This window comes from Clostridium sp. C2-6-12, assembly GCF_009928485.1.
GTDB lineage: Bacteria > Bacillota > Clostridia > Clostridiales > Clostridiaceae > Clostridium.
In genome coordinates, this window is record NZ_JAABNP010000022.1 from 13156 (window position 1) to 30811 (window position 17656).

Genomic DNA, 17656 nt, shown 5'->3' on the forward strand with positions numbered 1-17656 from the left:
TGTTAACTATTGAAAAAAATCCTGTCCTCTGTATAAAACAAAGGACAGGATTATGATTCCTGCGGTACCACCTTAATTGATGAAAGACACCCACTCATTAAAAGAATGCAAACACATTCCGGATTTATAACGTAATCCTGACGTTGTGAATTACTTGAAAGTTTAATTGATTTGCAAAATTTCTATAACTATTAATTTACTTAAGTTAATAGAAACAATTTTAAACTTCTGTTCCCCCACACTCTCAAAGGCTACTTTTACTATATCGCTTTCTGCCAAATTCTCAGCACCATTGACTCTCTTTAAGTGCGCTTATAGTTTTATATCCTCATCAACGATTTAATATTATAATTTACTTTTTTATTTCAAACTTATTATTTAAATAATTATTTTTCAATGTATATTGTTTAATAATTTACCATTTCACAACTTATTTGTCAATCACTTTTCCAACATATATACGTTCTAATTAATAAAATTCACAAATCAGAAATTGTAAATTATTAACTGTTAATTGCCTAAAAATTCTAGTTTAATGTGAAATATTTCTTAGATTATAATATATTGAAAAAAAGATTATATTCAATTAATTACTGCTAGTTAAACTTATTATTTTCATTTTCTTATAATTATATTTTTCTAGAGATACATCAAATACTACACCACTTGTTAAAAAAACAGTATTATTTAATATCAAAGCTGGATCATCTTTTTCTAAATTTAATAGCTTTGCATCTTCTTCGCTTAATTTATCACAGCTTATTACTCTATCTGCAAATCCAACTTTTAATTTCAAATCGTCTATTATATAACTATATATGGATTTGCTACATATTTCTTCACTTAAATATGGAACTACATCTTTGTTGTAGTAGGATTCTTCTATGTCCATAGGTTCCCCATTTAAATATCTAATTCTTTTAACATAATATACTTTAGTATTAACTTCACATTTCATTTTACTTGCTAATTCCTCATCAGCTTCTATTAATGAAAATTTTAATACTTTACTTTCTAATTTATCACTAGGATATGTCTTAGTTAATCCATTCATTTCCTTCATATCTACACAGCCTAATTTGGAAAATTCTCTTAAAAATACACCACTACCCTGCACTCTATAAATATATCCTTTGCTCACCAATACATCTATTGCTTTTCTTATGGTATTTTTACTAACTTCAAGCCTTCTCATTAATTCCTCTTCTGTTGGAAGTTTTTTAGTATCATCATACTTACCTTCTAACATTTCTTTTTCTAAAAGATTAACAACCGTTTCATATTTTGTCTGCATATCTATATTTACCTTCCGTTACATAATAATTTAATATATATTTTAAAATTCTTATTTTCAATTATAAATTAATTCTATTAAAAGTTAATTACCATAGACTAAGTTAATTTCATAAATTGACCTTTGTTGATTTAGAATTAATGTATGGTGTTTATTATTATTTTAATATTAATATAACAAATTTTTATTTTTTTATCAAAGTATATTCTTTTAATTTATTAGTATTAGTACTAATCTTTTTTAGATTCAATTAATATTCTATTATTAACATTATACTGATTATTTCTCCTATAAATTAAATGTATTAAAAATACCCCCAATATTTCTTTGACACTTAAGTTTAGAAATATTAGGGGTAACAAATTATATCTTTTGAAGATTTTATTTATTTTTCTTATTAAACTTGCGAAGTTTCTCCTGCACTTTGAGCTGCTTGTTCATTCTTATAATTCATGTTATCAATTTTCTTAAAGAATGGAAGATAAATGAAGAATGACATTACTAGCACTAATGCTTGTAATAGTGCAGTTCTAAATCCACCTACTAAAAGTCCTGAAATTATTGGAGGAGTTGTCCATGGAACCATTACGCCTCCAAATGGTGGAACTATACCTGTTGCAATTGCAAAATAAAGAATTAAACCAGACAACATTGGAGTAATAATAAATGGTACTGCCATAAATGGATTCATTACTATTGGAGTACCAAATGTGATTGGTTCATTTATGTTAAATACTGCTGGTAAAACTGCTAATCTACCTAATTGTTTACTTTGTGCTGATTTGGAGAATACCAACATAGCTACAACAAGACCTATTGTCATTCCAGCACCTGTTACTGTCATAAATTGATCTAAAAATTGTTGAGTTACTATATGTGCCCCATTTGCTACAGTTAATTCTTTTCCACTTGTAACTATAGCTGCATTATCTAATGTATTTGAAGTTAATAAACTTCCCATTATTCCACCTACTATTGTAGAACCATGGACCCCAAACCACCATAAGAATGGAATTGCAAATCCCATGAATAATACGCCGCCTAATGAATCTGTCATTCCTTGTAATGGTGTTTGTATTACCTTATAAATAAATTCAATTAATGTTGTTTGTAATGCCCAATGGAATATTGAAAATACAACTGTTGCACCTAGTATTATAACAGCTGCTGGTATTAGTGCTGCAAATGAGTTGGCAACTCCTTGAGGTACACCTGCTGGCATTTTTATTGTAATCTTCTTTTCCATAAACCAAGAATAAACTGCACCAACAATTAGTCCTATTATAATTGCTGTAACCATTCCTTTTCCACCACACCATGCAGTTGGAATAACGTCACCCACAGTTTCTCCACCTTTAGTTACTACTGAAGAGCTAGTTGTTAATACAAATGTAACAAATGCTATTACTCCTGCTGAAAATGGTTCATGTCCTTCATTTTTCGCATAGATATATGCTATACCCATTGTTCCCATAAGTGCAATTATGTTAAAGGTAGCTCCAAAAGCTTTCCATAATGGGTCAGTCCATCCAGCACCTAATGTTAATGCTAACCAATCATTTAATGGTTGATATGGTAATTGTGCAAGTAATAAAAATACTGATCCTATTAGCGTTAAAGGTAATGTGTATAAAATACCATCTTTTAAAGCAATAACACCCTTTAAGTTAACAAACTTCATAACTATAGGTATTACTTTTTCATTTAAATTGTCTTGAAATGCTGACATTAATAATTCCTCCTTAAATAATTAACATATGAATTTTGAATTATAAATAGAAATTATGAGATAAATTTTTCAATTAATTTATTACTTAAAGTTTTAAATCTTCATATAAATTACAATGCGCGCTTAAGGAATTTATATTAGGATTTATTAACTATAAAGTCTTAGCTAAAGGCTTTCTCCTCTTTCCTCAATTATTTTCTTATACCAATATCCTGACAATTTTATTTTTCTGTTCAAATTATTCTTGTGATCTACATATATAAATCCATATTGCTTCTTGTATCCGTTTAACCAACTTAATAAGTCAATTACAGACCAAGCGTAATACCCTTTTAAGTTTATATTTTCTTCTATTGCTCTTTTTACTGCTTTTAAGTGTTCTTCAATATACTTAATTCTTGGAACATCTACTATCTCATCTTCAATGATTGGATCTTCATCGCCTAAACCGTTTTCGGTAATATACATTTTCACATCACCATAAAGTTCTTTTAACATTCTTAATCCATCTAAAAATGCATCTGGAGCTACTTCCCATCCCCATTTTGTATAAACCTTATCTTCCATCATCACTGTTTTGTATACTCCATCGAATGAAGCATTTCCAGGAGCTCCAGTAGATTCTTCCCTAGTTCTTTCCTTATCATCATTCTCCATATCATTTTTTGCTACTCTTTTGGGCTGATAATAATTAAGTCCTATAAAATCATTTTTCTCTGCTGTTTCTTTTATTAGATTTAGTTCTTCTTCTGTCCAATCTGGAATCCATCCATTCTCTTCTAATTGTTTGACTACATATTTTGGATAACTCCCCTTTAATATTGGGTCATAATACCAATTAATATCGTGCTGATTAGCATGATATGTGGCCTTTATATTATCTTCTTTATCATCTACGCTAAAAGCAGGTGAAAATACATGTGTTATTCCTATTTCTCCAAATTGTCTTTTTTCTTTATAACTCTTTACGGCCTTAGCATGTGCTGTAAAAACATTATGAGTCACTTGAAAATACATTTTAGGGTTATTTCTAATACCTGGCGGATGTGCTCCAGCTAAATATCCCAAAGCTGCAAATACAATAGTCTCATTAAAGGTAATCCAGTGTTTTACTCTGTCACCAAAAGCGTTAAAGCACACATCTGCATATCTTGCAAAAGCATCAATAGTTCTCTTATTTGTCCAGCCACCATTTTCCTCTAAGTTTTGAGGCAAATCCCAATGATACAAGGTTACAAATGGTACTATTCCATATTCTAAACATTCATTTATTATATTATTGTAAAAATCAATTCCTTTTTGATTTACTTCTCCATCACCATCTGGAATTATTCTAGTCCAAGAAATTGAAAATCTATATGATTCCAATCCAATTTCAGCCATGAGCTTAATATCTTCTTTGTATCTATGATAATGGTCTACTGCTACATCTCCATTTGTATTATTAAACGTTTTTCCTTCTATTTTAGAAAATACATCCCAATTGGAAACACCTTTTCCATCTTCATTCCATGCACCTTCTACCTGATAGGATGCAGATGCAGCTCCAAACAAAAAATCCTTAGGAAATTTCATCTTTAAAGTTCCTCCTTCTTATGATTTTATTTTTTTCTATTAACTCTAGATTTCTAATAATTATTTTCCTGCTAGTTTTAATGCAAAATCTAATACCTTTTCTCCATTCATCATTCCATAATCCACCATTGGTATTACATCTACTGGGATTCCTTTAGCATCGCATATCTTTTTTGCTTTTCCTAAAGTATAACCAACTTGAGGTCCGAGTAGTGCAACATTTACATTGTCTAAATGCTTATCCATTTGACCTTCTGGAAATGCTTCAATATCAACTTCTACTCCTTTACCTTTAGCAGCCTCCTTCATTTTATTTACCAAAAGGCTTGTTGACATACCTGCTGCACAAAATAATCTAATTGTTATCATAATTTATTCCTCCTCTAAGCATTAAATAATTTTTTACTATTTAGCTTTTTTATAACATCAACTTTTTTCGATTTATCGTTAATTACAGATTTTTTATTTAATTATTAATTAACGTATTTACAACTTTTCTTAAATCAATTATTTGCTCAATCAAACTTTTTTCCGATATGGCTGTCATCAGATGATCTTGTGCATGTACAAACAGCACTGACATCTCAATTTTTTCACCGTTAGCTTCCTTATGTAAAAATAGAGTTTGTCCTTCATGAGCTTTTCCTATTGCTTCATTTGCCAATCTCATTTCTTCCTCGGCTTCTTTATATTTTCCTTCATTTACATTACTAAGAGCCATATAGGCATGATTTTTGCAATCTCCAGCATTGATAATAATATTCATAACCGCCATTTCTAGTTCTTCCATTTCCAAATCCCTCATTTCAAATTTAAAATTCATAAAGCTATTTAATCTCTTTGCTTATTACATATACCCATTAATATAATTCATAGGTATGAATTTATTATATACTGATGATTTTGTTTTGTAAATGATTTCTTTTAATTTTTCTATTTGTTATTTAATGCTACTTTAATTAATCAACCTAAAATTCAATGTTTAACACTTAAAATATACGAACATATAATAAAAGTAGTTATGATTTAGATTGGAGCTATAATGTATAAAAAAGGTGATTTTCATATTCACTCTATATATTCTGATGGAAAATGCACGCCAGAAGAAATTGTTATAATCTCTAAAGAAAATAAAATGGATATTATTTCTCTAACAGATCACAATACTACGGAAGGATTAGATGAAACTATACAGGTTGGAAAGAAATTTGGAATCAAAGTAATTCCTGGAGTTGAATTATCTACTAGATATAATAATTCAAGAGTTCATATTTTAGGATATTTTCGAGATAATAATTATAAAAATGATCTTTTAATTGAAATATTAAGAAATGTACGAGCTCATAAAATATCTGATATAAAATGTCTACTGGGAAACAGCATAAACTTCTATGGAAGAAAAAATAAAAGACTTGATATGCGAACAGGAATTGAACTTCTAAAATTTTTCGGTGCTGTGGTAATTTTGGCTCATCCTATACTTTTAAATCCAACTAATTTTAAAGAAGTTATTCAAATGAACTTGGATGGACTTGAAGCTAAATACTATTGTAATACCGATAAAGATACTAAATATTTCGTTGATTTAGCTAAAAGTAATAATTTAATTTATACAGCTGGTTCTGACTTTCATGATTACAACAAACTTCATAAATCTCATGGAATGATTGGAGATGTGTATCTGGACAGCCAAGAAATATATAATTTTTTACGTAGTGGCAGATTATTATAAACTCCTTAAAATAAAAAAATGTAACTATATATAGACATATCTAAGGAAACTCGACTCCCTCCAGATCGTTGAGTAAGTTCGAATAACAAAAAATTAAATTTTGATTCTCACTTATAATATAGTTACATTTTTAAATATAAAGTTTGCCAACAATTTCTTGCCAATTTTCAAGTATACATTCCGCTATTTGAGAATCATACATTATTCCTTTGTTTTTATTTATTTCATTTTTACATATTTCATCACTTATAGATTCCCTATATGGTCTGTCACTTTTCATTGCATCTATAGAATCACAAACTGCCAATATTCTCGATGCAAATGGTATTTCTTCTTCTTTTAGTCCTCCAGGATATCCCTTTCCATCCCATCTTTCATGATGATGCAAAACTATTTTTGAAATGTCATTAAGAGTATTAGCTTTACTTAATATATTATATCCAATATCACAATGCTTTTTCATCAATTCCCATTCTTCTATTTCAAGCTTACCTGGTTTATTTAAAACACTGTCTGGAATTCCAATCTTACCGATATCATGCAAATCACCTGCAATATGCATAATTCTTAATTCCTCCTTTGTCATTCCCAAAGTTTCACCTAAGCTATAAGCCATTTCTGCAACTCTTATAGAATGACCTGAGGTATAAAGATCTTTTGCTTCTAATGCAGCTACCATACTTTTTATGATATCATGATACATGTCATTACTATATTCTTCCCTCACTGCCTCACCTCCCACCTTTTTTTGACTCTTTTCACATATTACCATACTTCTTAACTCACTTAAATAGAAAACATGGATTTTTTTTGTGCTTCATTAAATATTTAATTTTATAAAATAAAAGGAATTCTACATAAATATCTTATATATCTTTTTGATATTACATAAATTCCAATTAAATTACCTTTTATTGTTTAGTTATTTCTTTACAACTATTAAAACTGATTGAACTGTAGTAAATTGCATTTCAAAATTTTAAGATTTGGATATTACTTCTTATTTATATCGCTTAATTTTAATTAATACTATTTATTATATTTAAAAGTTCATTTCCATAAGCTTCAATTTTTTTTGTTCCAACTCCCCTGATTTCTAGTAACTGATCCAAAGTCTTAGGTTTACTATTAGATATTGCTATTAAGCTTGTATCAGAAAATATTATATAAGGTTTTATTCTTTCTTTATAAGCTTTTTCTTTTCTCCATTTCTTTAAAGCTTCAAATAATTCCTGATTTAAAATTGGCTCTGCCTTATCTAAAATCTTAAATACAACTGTTTCTTCACTTTTTAGAACCTTCATTGACCTATTATTAAGTTTTAGCATTGAATATGTTCCTTCTTTTAAATCAACATAACCTTCATTAAGTAGATTCTTAATCAAATCTTTTATAAAAGCTCCTTCATATTCCTTCATTATTCCATAGGTAGTTATTTTATCTAAGTGATTTTGTATTATCTTAGGTCCTTTAAAACCTTTTAATATATCCACAAGAACTGAAATTCCATACTGCTGCTTTGTTCTAAAAACTGTTGATAAAATCATTTGACTTTCTCTTGTAAAATCTTTTAATTCATCATCTTTTAAACAATTACTGCAGTTATTGCAATAATTCAATTTACGTTCATTACCAAAATAGTTTAATATATATTTTCTAAAACACTCTTGTAAATTGGAATAATCTATAATTCCTTGGAATTTTCTCAGTTGTACTTCTCGTCTATTCATAGAAGCACTATTATTTATTATATATTCAACTCTTCTTATATCACTTTCCGAATAAAATAAGTAACAATTGCATTTTTCTCCATCCCTTCCCCCTCTGCCTATTTCCTGATAATAAGCTTCTATATTTTGAGGAAGTGTAAAATGGACTATAAATCTTATATTAGATTTATCTATTCCCATTCCAAATGCACTGGTTGCAACAATTACATCTATATTTTCATATAAAAAATCTTCTTGAAATTTTTCTTTTTCCTCATCCTTAAGACCACCATGATATTTTCCAACATTGTAGCCTAAATCCTTTAAATAATAATACAGCTCATCCACTTCTTTTCTTGAAGCACAATAAATTATCCCTGACTGTTCATAATTTTCTCTTATTATATCTTTAAGCGTTTCAAGTTTGTCTATTTCTTTTAACACATTAAGATTTAAATTTTCTCTATTAATATCACCTTTGTATATATAAGGATTATTCAGTCCAAGCATTTTCACTGAATCTTCTCTAACCTCGTTTGTTGCAGTAGCTGTAAATGCAGATATTACAGGTCTGTTTTTAAGAACATTAATAAAATTAGAAATTTCTAAATAACTTCTCCTAAAATCATGTCCCCATTGTGAAACGCAATGAGCCTCATCTATTGCAATTTGAGATATATGTAAATCTTTAATCATATCTATAAACATTCTTGACTCAAGTCTTTCCGGTGAAATATACAGTATTTTATATTCTCCCATAGAAGATTCTAGTAATATCCTTTTTATATCCTCTATAGATTGTGTACTATTAATATATGCGGCTTTAATTCCATTACCTATTAAATTATCGACTTGATCCTTCATAAGAGAAATTAAAGGAGATATGACTATAGTTATGCCTTGAAATATTATAGCAGGTATTTGATAACAAATAGACTTTCCAGCTCCTGTTGGCATTAAACAAAAGGTATCTTTTCTATTTAAAATACTATTTATAATTTCAAATTGACCTCTTCTTAAAGAATCAAAACCATAATATTTTTTTAATGCATAAAAAATCTTCTGTTTATTATCCATGTTTAATTACCCTTCTTATAAATGTTCAATATTCTTTCTAAATATTAGTATATACCAAACACTCAAATTCTTAAACAAAATATAACCATCATTTTTAAGTAATAAAAAATGCATCCATGGAAATTTCCACGGATGCATTTTATTTAGTTTCTTTATTTTGCTTTTCCTGAAATTAATGAACCCAATTCTGTACTCAATGTTTCTTGATTTTCTGGAACCCAAATTTTATCTTTCTTTGTAAATGTAAAAGTTTTTTCATTAGTGTCTTCACTAAAAGTTGCATTCTTAAATTCATTTGTTAAGTTCTTAACAAATAATTCTGAATATTTATTCATAACATCTTTTTTATTAGTAAGACCTAATGCTTTTACAGATTCAGCAGCATCATTTGCAGCCTTAGTTCCTATTTTATTTGCATCAATATAAGTTGTTTTATATTTAACCTGAGACGTTTTACCATCATTTGATACTTCTTCTATAGTAACAGTAGCTTTTTTAGCTGCTTCACCTATTGCATCAAAATATTCTTTTACTTGTTCATCTGTAACAGTTAACCCTTGAGATGTAAAAGCAGTCTTAAGAGAGCTCAAATTTTTTTTATTGCTATTATCTAATATAGTTTTTGATTGTTCTTCTGTTATATTAATTTTAGATACATTAGACATATCATTACATGCAATCTCCCACCATACTTGAGCGCATTCCTTTGGTGTAATCTTCTTTCCACAACCAGTAACAACACAACTTAGTAATAGTATCGTTACCAGTAGCAATACAGTAAACTTTTTATTTTTCATTATTATTTCCCCCGTTAAATTTTTTCCAGCATTTATTATTATATCACATCTTTTACCTTGTGTTACATTTATTTTCATATTCTTTAAATAAATCAATTAAAATGTATTCATTAAATTAATAAAAGCCACTATCCCTGATTGGAAATAGTGACTTACATAACGCTTCTTATAAATTATCTCCAAATCAAACCACATAAAAGCTCAAATAATTCTAATAAATTTTTAGGATTCTTACCTGTAAGATTATTAATTCTTTCTAATCTATAATTCAAAGTATTTCTATGAATATTTAATTTATTAGCAACATTATTAATATCTCCGTTTTCTTCTATATATGCTTCTATGGTTTGAATAAGCTCTAATTTATTTCCTGCTTTATCAAGATTAGATATTAAAGAAACAAGCATTTCTTTATTGCTATGGGATAAATGAATAAAAAATTTTAATTGATCATATTCATAAATCAAGTTTGAAGGCTTTATTTTTCTCCCAAATTCCATTGCAAATTCTGCATTCTCTAAAGAAACAGCAGCTATTTCTTCTTTACCTCCAATGCCTATTTTATTTACATCATTACTTTGGTTTAAATTCTCCAACAATGCTTTATACCCATGGTTTGATGTCATAAAAAATGCTATTTTATTATTAATTTCACTATAATGTATATATTTCTTACATAACGCTTTAAAATCATATGAATTTATATTTCCCTCTACAAGAATAACCTGACTTTTTTTCGTAAGATCAATTCCATAATTTTTAGCTCTTTCATGAAATTTATTATCATATTCAGTTTTTCTATGAGCTAATTCATTATAAAACTTTTGTGTATTTAATTTTTCATTTTGAATTTCTTCATCAATTTTGGATTGTTCAATTAATAAAACTGCTGTTACACGCACAAGCTTACTAAATCTTCTCACTTCATCTGGATGTCCTGTAATTCCTATTACTCCTATTACTTCACCATTCACTATAATAGGTTCATTTACCCCTGGTTTCATTTTTTCATTTTCTTCATAAACTTCATTTATTTGTTGAGTGTTTATGGCTTTTCTGGCTCCCTTATGGTAGTGTCCAATTCTCTTTATATCACCACTGCCTATAATTATCCCTTTTTCATCCATAACATTTATGTTATAAGGAATTACATCCATCATATCATAGACTATTTTTTGTGCTATTGCCTTTGATAACACCATATTATCCACATCCTTTTAAACATGTTAAGCTTGTAAAATCTAATATACGTTATTAAACCCTATATAACAATTATACTACACTTCATTGATTATAATTGTTATATTAACAAAATGCATTGTAATGTATAACAGAAAATGCCAGAAACAAGTAAGACCATGCATAACTAATACGGAAATATCCCATAACTAGTATATGCATGGTTCTATAACTTCACATGTGGCTCCTACACATTTTGCATGAGCATCTCACATGATTAATAATTCTATTAATTTAAATGTACAATTAATAATTTTCAGTTTAAAGCTTATTATTTTACTAAACCTAATGAATTAATAAACCTTATTATATTCTCTGCTGTCTTTTCAATATTTTCTTGACCTTTATCTAAGTCTTCTTCTAAAGAAGTTGCACCCTTAGTTATACCAAATATTGAATCTATACCTTTTTCGTGTAGGACTTCTATTCCTTCACCAACTCTTCCAGCTAGTGCAATTACAGGCTTATTGTATTTCTTTGCCACTGTTGCAACACCTAATGGAGTTTTACCATATTGAGTTTGAAAATCTATACTTCCTTCTCCTGTCCAAACCATGTCAGCATTTTTCACCTTATCTTCAAGTCCAGCATATTCTATTACCATTTCAATGCCTTTCTTCAAAGTACCATCTAAAAATGCCATAAGCCCAGCTCCAAGACCGCCTGCTGCTCCAGCTCCAGGTTCATTTATTACATCTTTTCCAAGGTGTTTTTTAATAACATCTGCATAGTGCTTTAAGTTATCATCTAAAACAGTTATCATTTCTTTAGTTGCTCCTTTTTGCGGGCCAAATACATTAGATGCTCCCTTTTCTCCACAAAGAGGATTGTTCACATCACAAGCCACTTCAATATTAAGAGCCTTTAATCGAGGATCAAAATTTTCTAAATTAATACTATTTAATTTTCCTAATTCTCCTCCGCCAAAGCCTAATTCATTGCCCTGTTTATCTAATAATTTGCCGCCAAGTGCTTGTATAACCCCTGCACCGCCATCATTTGTTGCACTTCCACCAATTCCTATAAGTAATTTCTTTACTCCATGATCCAAACAAGCCTTTATAAGCTGTCCTGTTCCATAAGTTGTAGTAATCAATGGATTTCTTTTTTCTGATGGAACTAATTGTATACCACTGGCACTTGCCATTTCTAATATTCCTATTTCTCCATCTCCTAAAATACCATACTCAGCTTCTACTTCATTTCCTAGAGGTCCAACTACTTTTAAAGTATATATTTTTCCATTAGTAGCATCTACTAAGGACTGCATAGTTCCTTCTCCTCCATCAGCCATAGGTACATGAATACAGTTGATATTAGGATTGGCCTTTTTTATTCCTCTTTCCATTGCTTCACAAGCTTCTTTTGCTGTCATACTTTCCTTAAAAGAATCTGGTGCTAATGCAATAACTAAATCTTTTTTCATCTTCAACTCTCCTAACTCCCATATTAATATTTGTGGAATTATTAAATAAAAACTTTAAGTTCTAATTATCCTAAAAATCCATATATTATTGTTGCAACAATACACATAGCTCCACCAACTAAAGATTCAAGAGGCATTAACTTCATACGCTCTTTAATATCCATTTTTACACAATCTGCTGTAGTATGGAAGAAGGTACCGTGTGGTAAATGGTCAATTACTATAGCTCCTGTATGAACCATAACAGCTGCATTTAACGGAGCCACTCCCATAGTTAATATTGCTTTTCCAAAGCTACCAGCTGCTACAAGTGCTCCTGTTGATGTTGAAGCTGTAGCTCCTGCCATTAATATACCTGAGATTGGTGCTAAAAATACTCCTGAAATACCTGTTGTTTGAATACAGTATACCACAGCATCACTTAAGTTAGATTTAGAAATAATTCCTGCTATTGCTCCTGCACCAATTAATATGATTGCTGTACCTGTCATTTTGCTTAAACCTGATGTAGTATAAGGAATAATTTTATTAAATTTACCCATTGCAATTAAGCCTGTAATACCTGCAAGTGGTAATATAATCATTGAATCAATTTTAATTGCTGCAAGTGCTGGTATATTAAGCATACTTCCAATTGGACTAACTGCTAATAATACTATAGCTACCATTGGAGCTACCATTGCTTTACCAAAACTTGTTGTTTCTTTACTAGCTGTTATAGCTGCTTCTGATTCTTTTTTAGTTATTTCTTTAATTGCTTCTCCTCTTTTGTTTAACAATGTAGCAACAATATATGTAACTATTAATCCTACTATTGCAGGTATAAATCCTTTAATCATTACTTGTGCTAAATCTACATCAAACCCTTTTGCTACTGCTATGGTATTTGGATTTGGTGACATTATGTTTCCTGCCTTACCTCCGCCTATCATAGCTAATAGTATGGCTGATTTAGTAAGTCCTGCTTTTTTTGCTACTGATAATGCTATTGGTGCAACTATTATAACTGCAACTGTAACAAATACACCTACTGCTGTAATAACCATAGTTGCTAAAGCTATTGCAAGTAGTGCCTTTTTCTCACCAAGTTTTTCTACTATTGTTTCCGCAATTTTTTCTGCCGCACCAGATTCAATTAAAATTCCAGCTAATACTCCTGCTGCTAGTACTCTAACTACAGCACCCATTACGCTGCTAGTACCATCAATAACTGCTTGTGTTGTTTGGGCTAAGCTAGCTCCTCCAATTACGCCTCCTATAATAGCTCCCCCGAAAAGTGCATATACAGGATTTACTTTTTTCAAAATTAATATTATAGCTATTGCTAATCCAATAACTGCTCCACTCCAATGAATAATTGCCATTTTGTTTCCTCCTAATTTAAATATTTTTAAATTTTATCACTCGTTTTAATGACTAAATAACGTTAACGTTTACTATTTACTTCAATATACATCATAATATATTTCTTTTTCATCTGATATTGATTACTTGACGTTTTTTTTTGTTCATTTGCACAATTATTTTGCTCAAATACATTTTTAATATTATCAATAAACTCATAAAAAAAGCCTAGAAATGCATTTTTAAACACTTCTAGGTTGTGTATAATTATTAATTTAAATCTAAATATTGATTAATATGCTTATTTCACAGCATTATAAACTTTTGTTACATAACTAATACTATCATCTATATTTTCTGGTTTTGTCTCCTCAAGAAATATATCTATATATGGATTTTTTTCTTTTACTAAAGCTAATAATAATTCATAATTTAATACTCCTTTTCCAATTGGAGCTGATTTAATGCTATTATCTTCACATATAAAATCTTTAGCATGAACTGCAACTATTCTATCTCCAAATAACTCAAAAGATTTTTTAAGTATCTCATCTTGATCTTTATAATTTTCTGCTGACATATAATTAGTTGGATCAAAAATCACTTGTAAATTGTTAGAATCTATACTGTCTAATATCCTCCTCATTCTTTCTGGTGTATTTATTACATGCTTAGCAACACCTTCTATTGCAACAATCACACCAAATTTTTCTGCTTCTTTAACAAGTTCCTTAACTGAATTTAGGGTTCTTAGAAATGCTTCTTCTGTATTATTTTCTGGACCATATACATACTCTTTGTTTAAAGCACCAGTTTCCGTTCCAATAAGACTGCATCCAAAATCTCTTGCAAATCTTATATGTTCTTTAAATCTATCTAAAAACACCTTAAGTTCAGCATCATCTGGATGAGCTAAATTTATATAACATCCTAATATACCTATACTTATTCCGCATTTTCCAAAGGTATCCCTAACATGCTTTGCCATCCCTGGAGTAATGTAGCTTTTCTTAAAATCAAAGCCTGTTTTTATCTTTGCAAGCGCTAAATGAACGCTTTTTAAATTTTTTTCTTGAATATTTTCTGCTAATTCTTCAAGATTGTTATGAATTACATCATGACATCTAACTCCAATTCTCATAATTACGCTCCTCGTCTTCTAATTATTTCTTTTTGCACACGTGTTCAACACCTTCATTAATTTTACCTCACTACAAAAATAATTACAAGAACTAAGATAAATAAATCAGGGTTACGCATGAATATTTTTCTTAACTACATCCTCAACATAGGATTTTAAAAAAGATATATCTTCGGTTAATCCTCCTTTTTTTAATTTTACATAAAATAAAAAACAAAGAGTGGATTAGCCTTCTAGATTTAGAATTATCCACTCATTTTTTATTTATTTACAATTTGTCAACTCATTATTTAACCTTGAATATGCTCATAATATAAATCAGTAAATACTGCAAATTTAATTGTGTCCATTAAATATACCCCGATTTATTTTGAAAATTATTTTTTTCTCCATACTGTTGAAGTTATATATGGACGTAATCCAATACTATAATAAAATTGTTGAGAAGAGCCTACTATAACTGTCTTAGCACCTAATTTTTGAACTCGTTTAATTCCTTCTAAAACTACTGCCTTTCCTAAGCCCATCTTTCTATATTGAGGATCAGTTGCTACAGGTTCAATTACTGCATAACCAGCTTCTGGATCGTACCACATGCCACAATAGGCAGCAAAATTTCCATCTGTATCAACAGCTGCCACCTTTAAATTCAAATCAACATTAGGACGAATCATTTCTTCTGTACTCATTAATTCTTTTTCCTTGGAAAATTTGAATTCTCCCTCTCCATTTAATTCATGATTAAAACCTTTCCACATCACGCGTAAATATTGATATAAATCAAAAGTTTCTTTCATTGTAGTAATATGAAATCCTTCTGGAAGATTATATTCTGTAGGTGTCTTATCCAAATAAAAAATCGAATCATTATCTTTTTCTTCAGTAGCATAAAATCCCAAATCTGCTGCAACATCTTGAAATTTTAAATCAGTATCCAAAATAACAACTCCAAAATCTCCATCTTTTGAAAAATTTTCATTTGAATAAATAAGCATTTCCTTTCTCAAGAAAGCATATTCTGGTAAAGTTAAACAAAATCCTATGCCAAATTCACAATCAACAGTTGCTACTCCTACAATCTGCTCCTCATCTTCCCATATTCCAATTTTGCCTAAAGTAGACTTATCCAAATACCCATGAGTTGTCATCCAATCCCATCTTGTATATGTAAACTCTGCATACCCAAGCCTTATAAAAAAATCTCTAACCTTGTGATAATCTTCTGTAATACCTGCTTGTTTTGTATAATTTCTAAATATAATTGCCATAAAATCCCCTCCTTTTTTATCATTATATACTCTTATTTAATGTAATGAATATTCCAAATTTAAGTATAATTATTTTTTCTCATGAATTATATTTCTAAAACCTTTTAATCAATACTAATGATTTAGCCCTGACAAATAAATCAGTTAACAGTTAGCCATTGATTCATTTCATCCTCACCCAATAACTCTTCACTGATCCCCATTTATGTTTTTATACTGGGAATATAATCCTTGCTATATATATAACTGTTGTAAGTGTAACTCCACTTAAAATTGTTGATACCATTACTTCTTGGGACGCAAAATCTTGATTATTACCACATTCAACTGCAATTAAGGCTGTATTTACTGCTGTTGGCACAGAATAAGAAATTAAAAGTACCTGTGCAATAATTCCATTGAAGCCTAGTATATGTATTAATAATAATGCAATGGCAGGACCTAAAATTAACCTTGTGAAAACTGCTGTATTTACATTAATATCTTTAAAATTAAACTTAGTTTTTGAAAGCTGAACTCCAAGTGATATCAAAGCTATAGGTACAAGTCCATTTTTTATGTATTCTAAAGTAGGCCATAAAGGCGTTGGTTTTATGTCAATACTTAAATATTTAAGTATTAGTGCAAGTGGTATTACATATATAGATGGCATAGTAAAAATTTGGCGCAATGAAGCTTTAATATTCATATTTGCCCTTCCTGCATTATAAAATCCAATTGTATTCATTGTTATATTCATAAATACTAAAATCATAATTTGAGATGTAAGAGCTATATTTAAATATGGAGTATTTCCATCTATTATATAAGGTGCATTTCCAAAAATAAGTGTAACAAGAGACACTCCTATATTACCTGTATTATTAAACATTATAGAATTTTTAAATGCACTTGTCATACCTACATCATAATTACGAATTTTAGAAATAATTCTTGCAATTATATCATTAACAATTAAATATAATACACAAAAAAATAAGATTTTAAGCATATCAATTGATAAGTCAGTAGTATAAAGATTATAAAATATAAAGCCAGGCACAAATAAATAAAAATTCAATTTACTAAAAGTAGCTATATTTAAATTGAATTTCTTGCTTATTATGTATCCTAATGCGATTATAGTAAAAATAGGTATAATATTATTTCCTAATATATGTAAAAAAATAGTCATTGCTCTTGTCCCCCAAAAATATTTAATATAAATCCTCTGTAAATTATAGCATAAACATTTTATTTAAAGTAAACACAAATCTCTATTTAATGCGCAATTAATATTTATACAAAAAAATACTCCCTCAAAACACAATTGAGAGAATATTTAT

The 17656-nt window shown here is 29.0% G+C and carries 15 protein-coding genes; 1 reads left to right on the forward strand and 14 read right to left on the reverse strand.

Features of this window, described 5'->3' with window-relative positions:
- Window positions 1–586: 586 nt before the first annotated feature.
- The 5 genes from GXK56_RS17350 to GXK56_RS17370 form a co-directional block, all read right to left on the reverse strand.
- Complete coding sequence (locus tag GXK56_RS17350) at window positions 587–1294, reverse strand: GntR family transcriptional regulator (RefSeq protein ID WP_160689698.1); 708 nt, start codon at window positions 1292–1294, stop codon at window positions 587–589.
- Between the two features lie 397 nt (window positions 1295–1691).
- Window positions 1692–3023 (reverse strand): PTS sugar transporter subunit IIC, encoded by a 1332-nt coding sequence (locus GXK56_RS17355; RefSeq protein ID WP_160689700.1) that lies wholly within the window; start codon window positions 3021–3023, stop codon window positions 1692–1694.
- 165 nt (window positions 3024–3188) lie between these two features.
- Entirely contained in the window at window positions 3189–4598 is a 1410-nt protein-coding gene (locus tag GXK56_RS17360; protein ID WP_160689702.1) for a GH1 family beta-glucosidase, read from the reverse strand.
- A 60-nt stretch (window positions 4599–4658) separates the two neighbouring features.
- Window positions 4659–4967, reverse strand: a complete 309-nt coding sequence (locus GXK56_RS17365) for a PTS sugar transporter subunit IIB (protein ID WP_160689704.1) — start codon at window positions 4965–4967, stop codon at window positions 4659–4661.
- 97 nt (window positions 4968–5064) lie between these two features.
- Window positions 5065–5388, reverse strand: coding sequence for a PTS lactose/cellobiose transporter subunit IIA (locus GXK56_RS17370; protein ID WP_160689823.1), 324 nt, complete (start codon window positions 5386–5388; stop codon window positions 5065–5067).
- Between the two features lie 252 nt (window positions 5389–5640).
- Here GXK56_RS17370 and GXK56_RS17375 point away from each other — a divergent pair, with 252 nt between their 5' ends.
- On the forward strand, window positions 5641–6330 hold the full coding sequence (locus GXK56_RS17375) for a PHP domain-containing protein (RefSeq protein WP_160689706.1): 690 nt from the start codon (window positions 5641–5643) through the stop codon (window positions 6328–6330).
- A gap of 130 nt (window positions 6331–6460) precedes the next feature.
- Here GXK56_RS17375 and GXK56_RS17380 read toward each other — a convergent pair whose 3' ends face one another.
- The 9 genes from GXK56_RS17380 to GXK56_RS17420 all read right to left on the reverse strand — a co-directional run bounded on the left by GXK56_RS17380 (window position 6461) and on the right by GXK56_RS17420 (window position 17505).
- Window positions 6461–7057: an HD-GYP domain-containing protein gene (locus tag GXK56_RS17380; RefSeq protein WP_160689708.1), complete on the reverse strand. Its 597-nt coding sequence runs from the start codon at window positions 7055–7057 to the stop codon at window positions 6461–6463.
- A gap of 292 nt (window positions 7058–7349) precedes the next feature.
- Window positions 7350–9116, reverse strand: a complete 1767-nt coding sequence (gene recQ / locus GXK56_RS17385; RefSeq protein ID WP_160689710.1) for a DNA helicase RecQ — start codon at window positions 9114–9116, stop codon at window positions 7350–7352.
- Window positions 9117–9268: 152 nt separating this feature from the next.
- Window positions 9269–9913 carry a DUF5105 domain-containing protein gene (locus GXK56_RS17390; protein ID WP_160689712.1) on the reverse strand — a complete coding sequence of 215 codons (645 nt, stop codon included), beginning with the start codon at window positions 9911–9913 and terminating at the stop codon, window positions 9269–9271.
- Window positions 9914–10086: 173 nt separating this feature from the next.
- Window positions 10087–11115, reverse strand: a complete 1029-nt coding sequence (locus GXK56_RS17395; RefSeq protein ID WP_160689714.1) for a sugar diacid recognition domain-containing protein — start codon at window positions 11113–11115, stop codon at window positions 10087–10089.
- Between the two features lie 308 nt (window positions 11116–11423).
- Window positions 11424–12578 (reverse strand): glycerate kinase, encoded by a 1155-nt coding sequence (locus GXK56_RS17400; RefSeq protein ID WP_160689716.1) that lies wholly within the window; start codon window positions 12576–12578, stop codon window positions 11424–11426.
- A 65-nt stretch (window positions 12579–12643) separates the two neighbouring features.
- Window positions 12644–13942, reverse strand: coding sequence for an SLC13 family permease (locus GXK56_RS17405; RefSeq protein WP_160689717.1), 1299 nt, complete (start codon window positions 13940–13942; stop codon window positions 12644–12646).
- A gap of 281 nt (window positions 13943–14223) precedes the next feature.
- A complete protein-coding gene (locus GXK56_RS17410; RefSeq protein ID WP_160689719.1) occupies window positions 14224–15063 on the reverse strand; it encodes a sugar phosphate isomerase/epimerase family protein in 840 nt (279 codons plus the stop codon).
- A gap of 377 nt (window positions 15064–15440) precedes the next feature.
- Window positions 15441–16331: a GNAT family N-acetyltransferase gene (locus GXK56_RS17415; protein WP_160689721.1), complete on the reverse strand. Its 891-nt coding sequence runs from the start codon at window positions 16329–16331 to the stop codon at window positions 15441–15443.
- A 211-nt stretch (window positions 16332–16542) separates the two neighbouring features.
- Window positions 16543–17505 carry an AEC family transporter gene (locus GXK56_RS17420; protein WP_160689723.1) on the reverse strand — a complete coding sequence of 321 codons (963 nt, stop codon included), beginning with the start codon at window positions 17503–17505 and terminating at the stop codon, window positions 16543–16545.
- Window positions 17506–17656 lie beyond the last annotated feature (151 nt).

What these genes read in the sequence shown, in the direction of transcription:
- GXK56_RS17360 (WP_160689702.1), bottom strand. Translation starts at nt 4,598, where the DNA reads ATGAAATTTCCTAAGGATTTTTTGTTTGGAGCTGCATCTGCATCCTAT.
- GXK56_RS17390 (WP_160689712.1), bottom strand. Translation starts at nt 9,913, where the DNA reads ATGAAAAATAAAAAGTTTACTGTATTGCTACTGGTAACGATACTATTA.
- GXK56_RS17405 (WP_160689717.1), bottom strand. Translation starts at nt 13,942, where the DNA reads ATGGCAATTATTCATTGGAGTGGAGCAGTTATTGGATTAGCAATAGCT.
- GXK56_RS17415 (WP_160689721.1), bottom strand. Translation starts at nt 16,331, where the DNA reads ATGGCAATTATATTTAGAAATTATACAAAACAAGCAGGTATTACAGAA.
- GXK56_RS17400 (WP_160689716.1), bottom strand. Translation starts at nt 12,578, where the DNA reads ATGAAAAAAGATTTAGTTATTGCATTAGCACCAGATTCTTTTAAGGAA.
- GXK56_RS17395 (WP_160689714.1), bottom strand. Translation starts at nt 11,115, where the DNA reads ATGGTGTTATCAAAGGCAATAGCACAAAAAATAGTCTATGATATGATG.
- GXK56_RS17365 (WP_160689704.1), bottom strand. Translation starts at nt 4,967, where the DNA reads ATGATAACAATTAGATTATTTTGTGCAGCAGGTATGTCAACAAGCCTT.
- GXK56_RS17355 (WP_160689700.1), bottom strand. Translation starts at nt 3,023, where the DNA reads ATGTCAGCATTTCAAGACAATTTAAATGAAAAAGTAATACCTATAGTT.
- recQ (WP_160689710.1), bottom strand. Translation starts at nt 9,116, where the DNA reads ATGGATAATAAACAGAAGATTTTTTATGCATTAAAAAAATATTATGGT.
- GXK56_RS17350 (WP_160689698.1), bottom strand. Translation starts at nt 1,294, where the DNA reads ATGCAGACAAAATATGAAACGGTTGTTAATCTTTTAGAAAAAGAAATG.
- GXK56_RS17410 (WP_160689719.1), bottom strand. Translation starts at nt 15,063, where the DNA reads ATGAGAATTGGAGTTAGATGTCATGATGTAATTCATAACAATCTTGAA.
- GXK56_RS17370 (WP_160689823.1), bottom strand. Translation starts at nt 5,388, where the DNA reads ATGGAAGAACTAGAAATGGCGGTTATGAATATTATTATCAATGCTGGA.
- GXK56_RS17375 (WP_160689706.1), top strand. Translation starts at nt 5,641, where the DNA reads ATGTATAAAAAAGGTGATTTTCATATTCACTCTATATATTCTGATGGA.
- GXK56_RS17420 (WP_160689723.1), bottom strand. Translation starts at nt 17,505, where the DNA reads ATGACTATTTTTTTACATATATTAGGAAATAATATTATACCTATTTTT.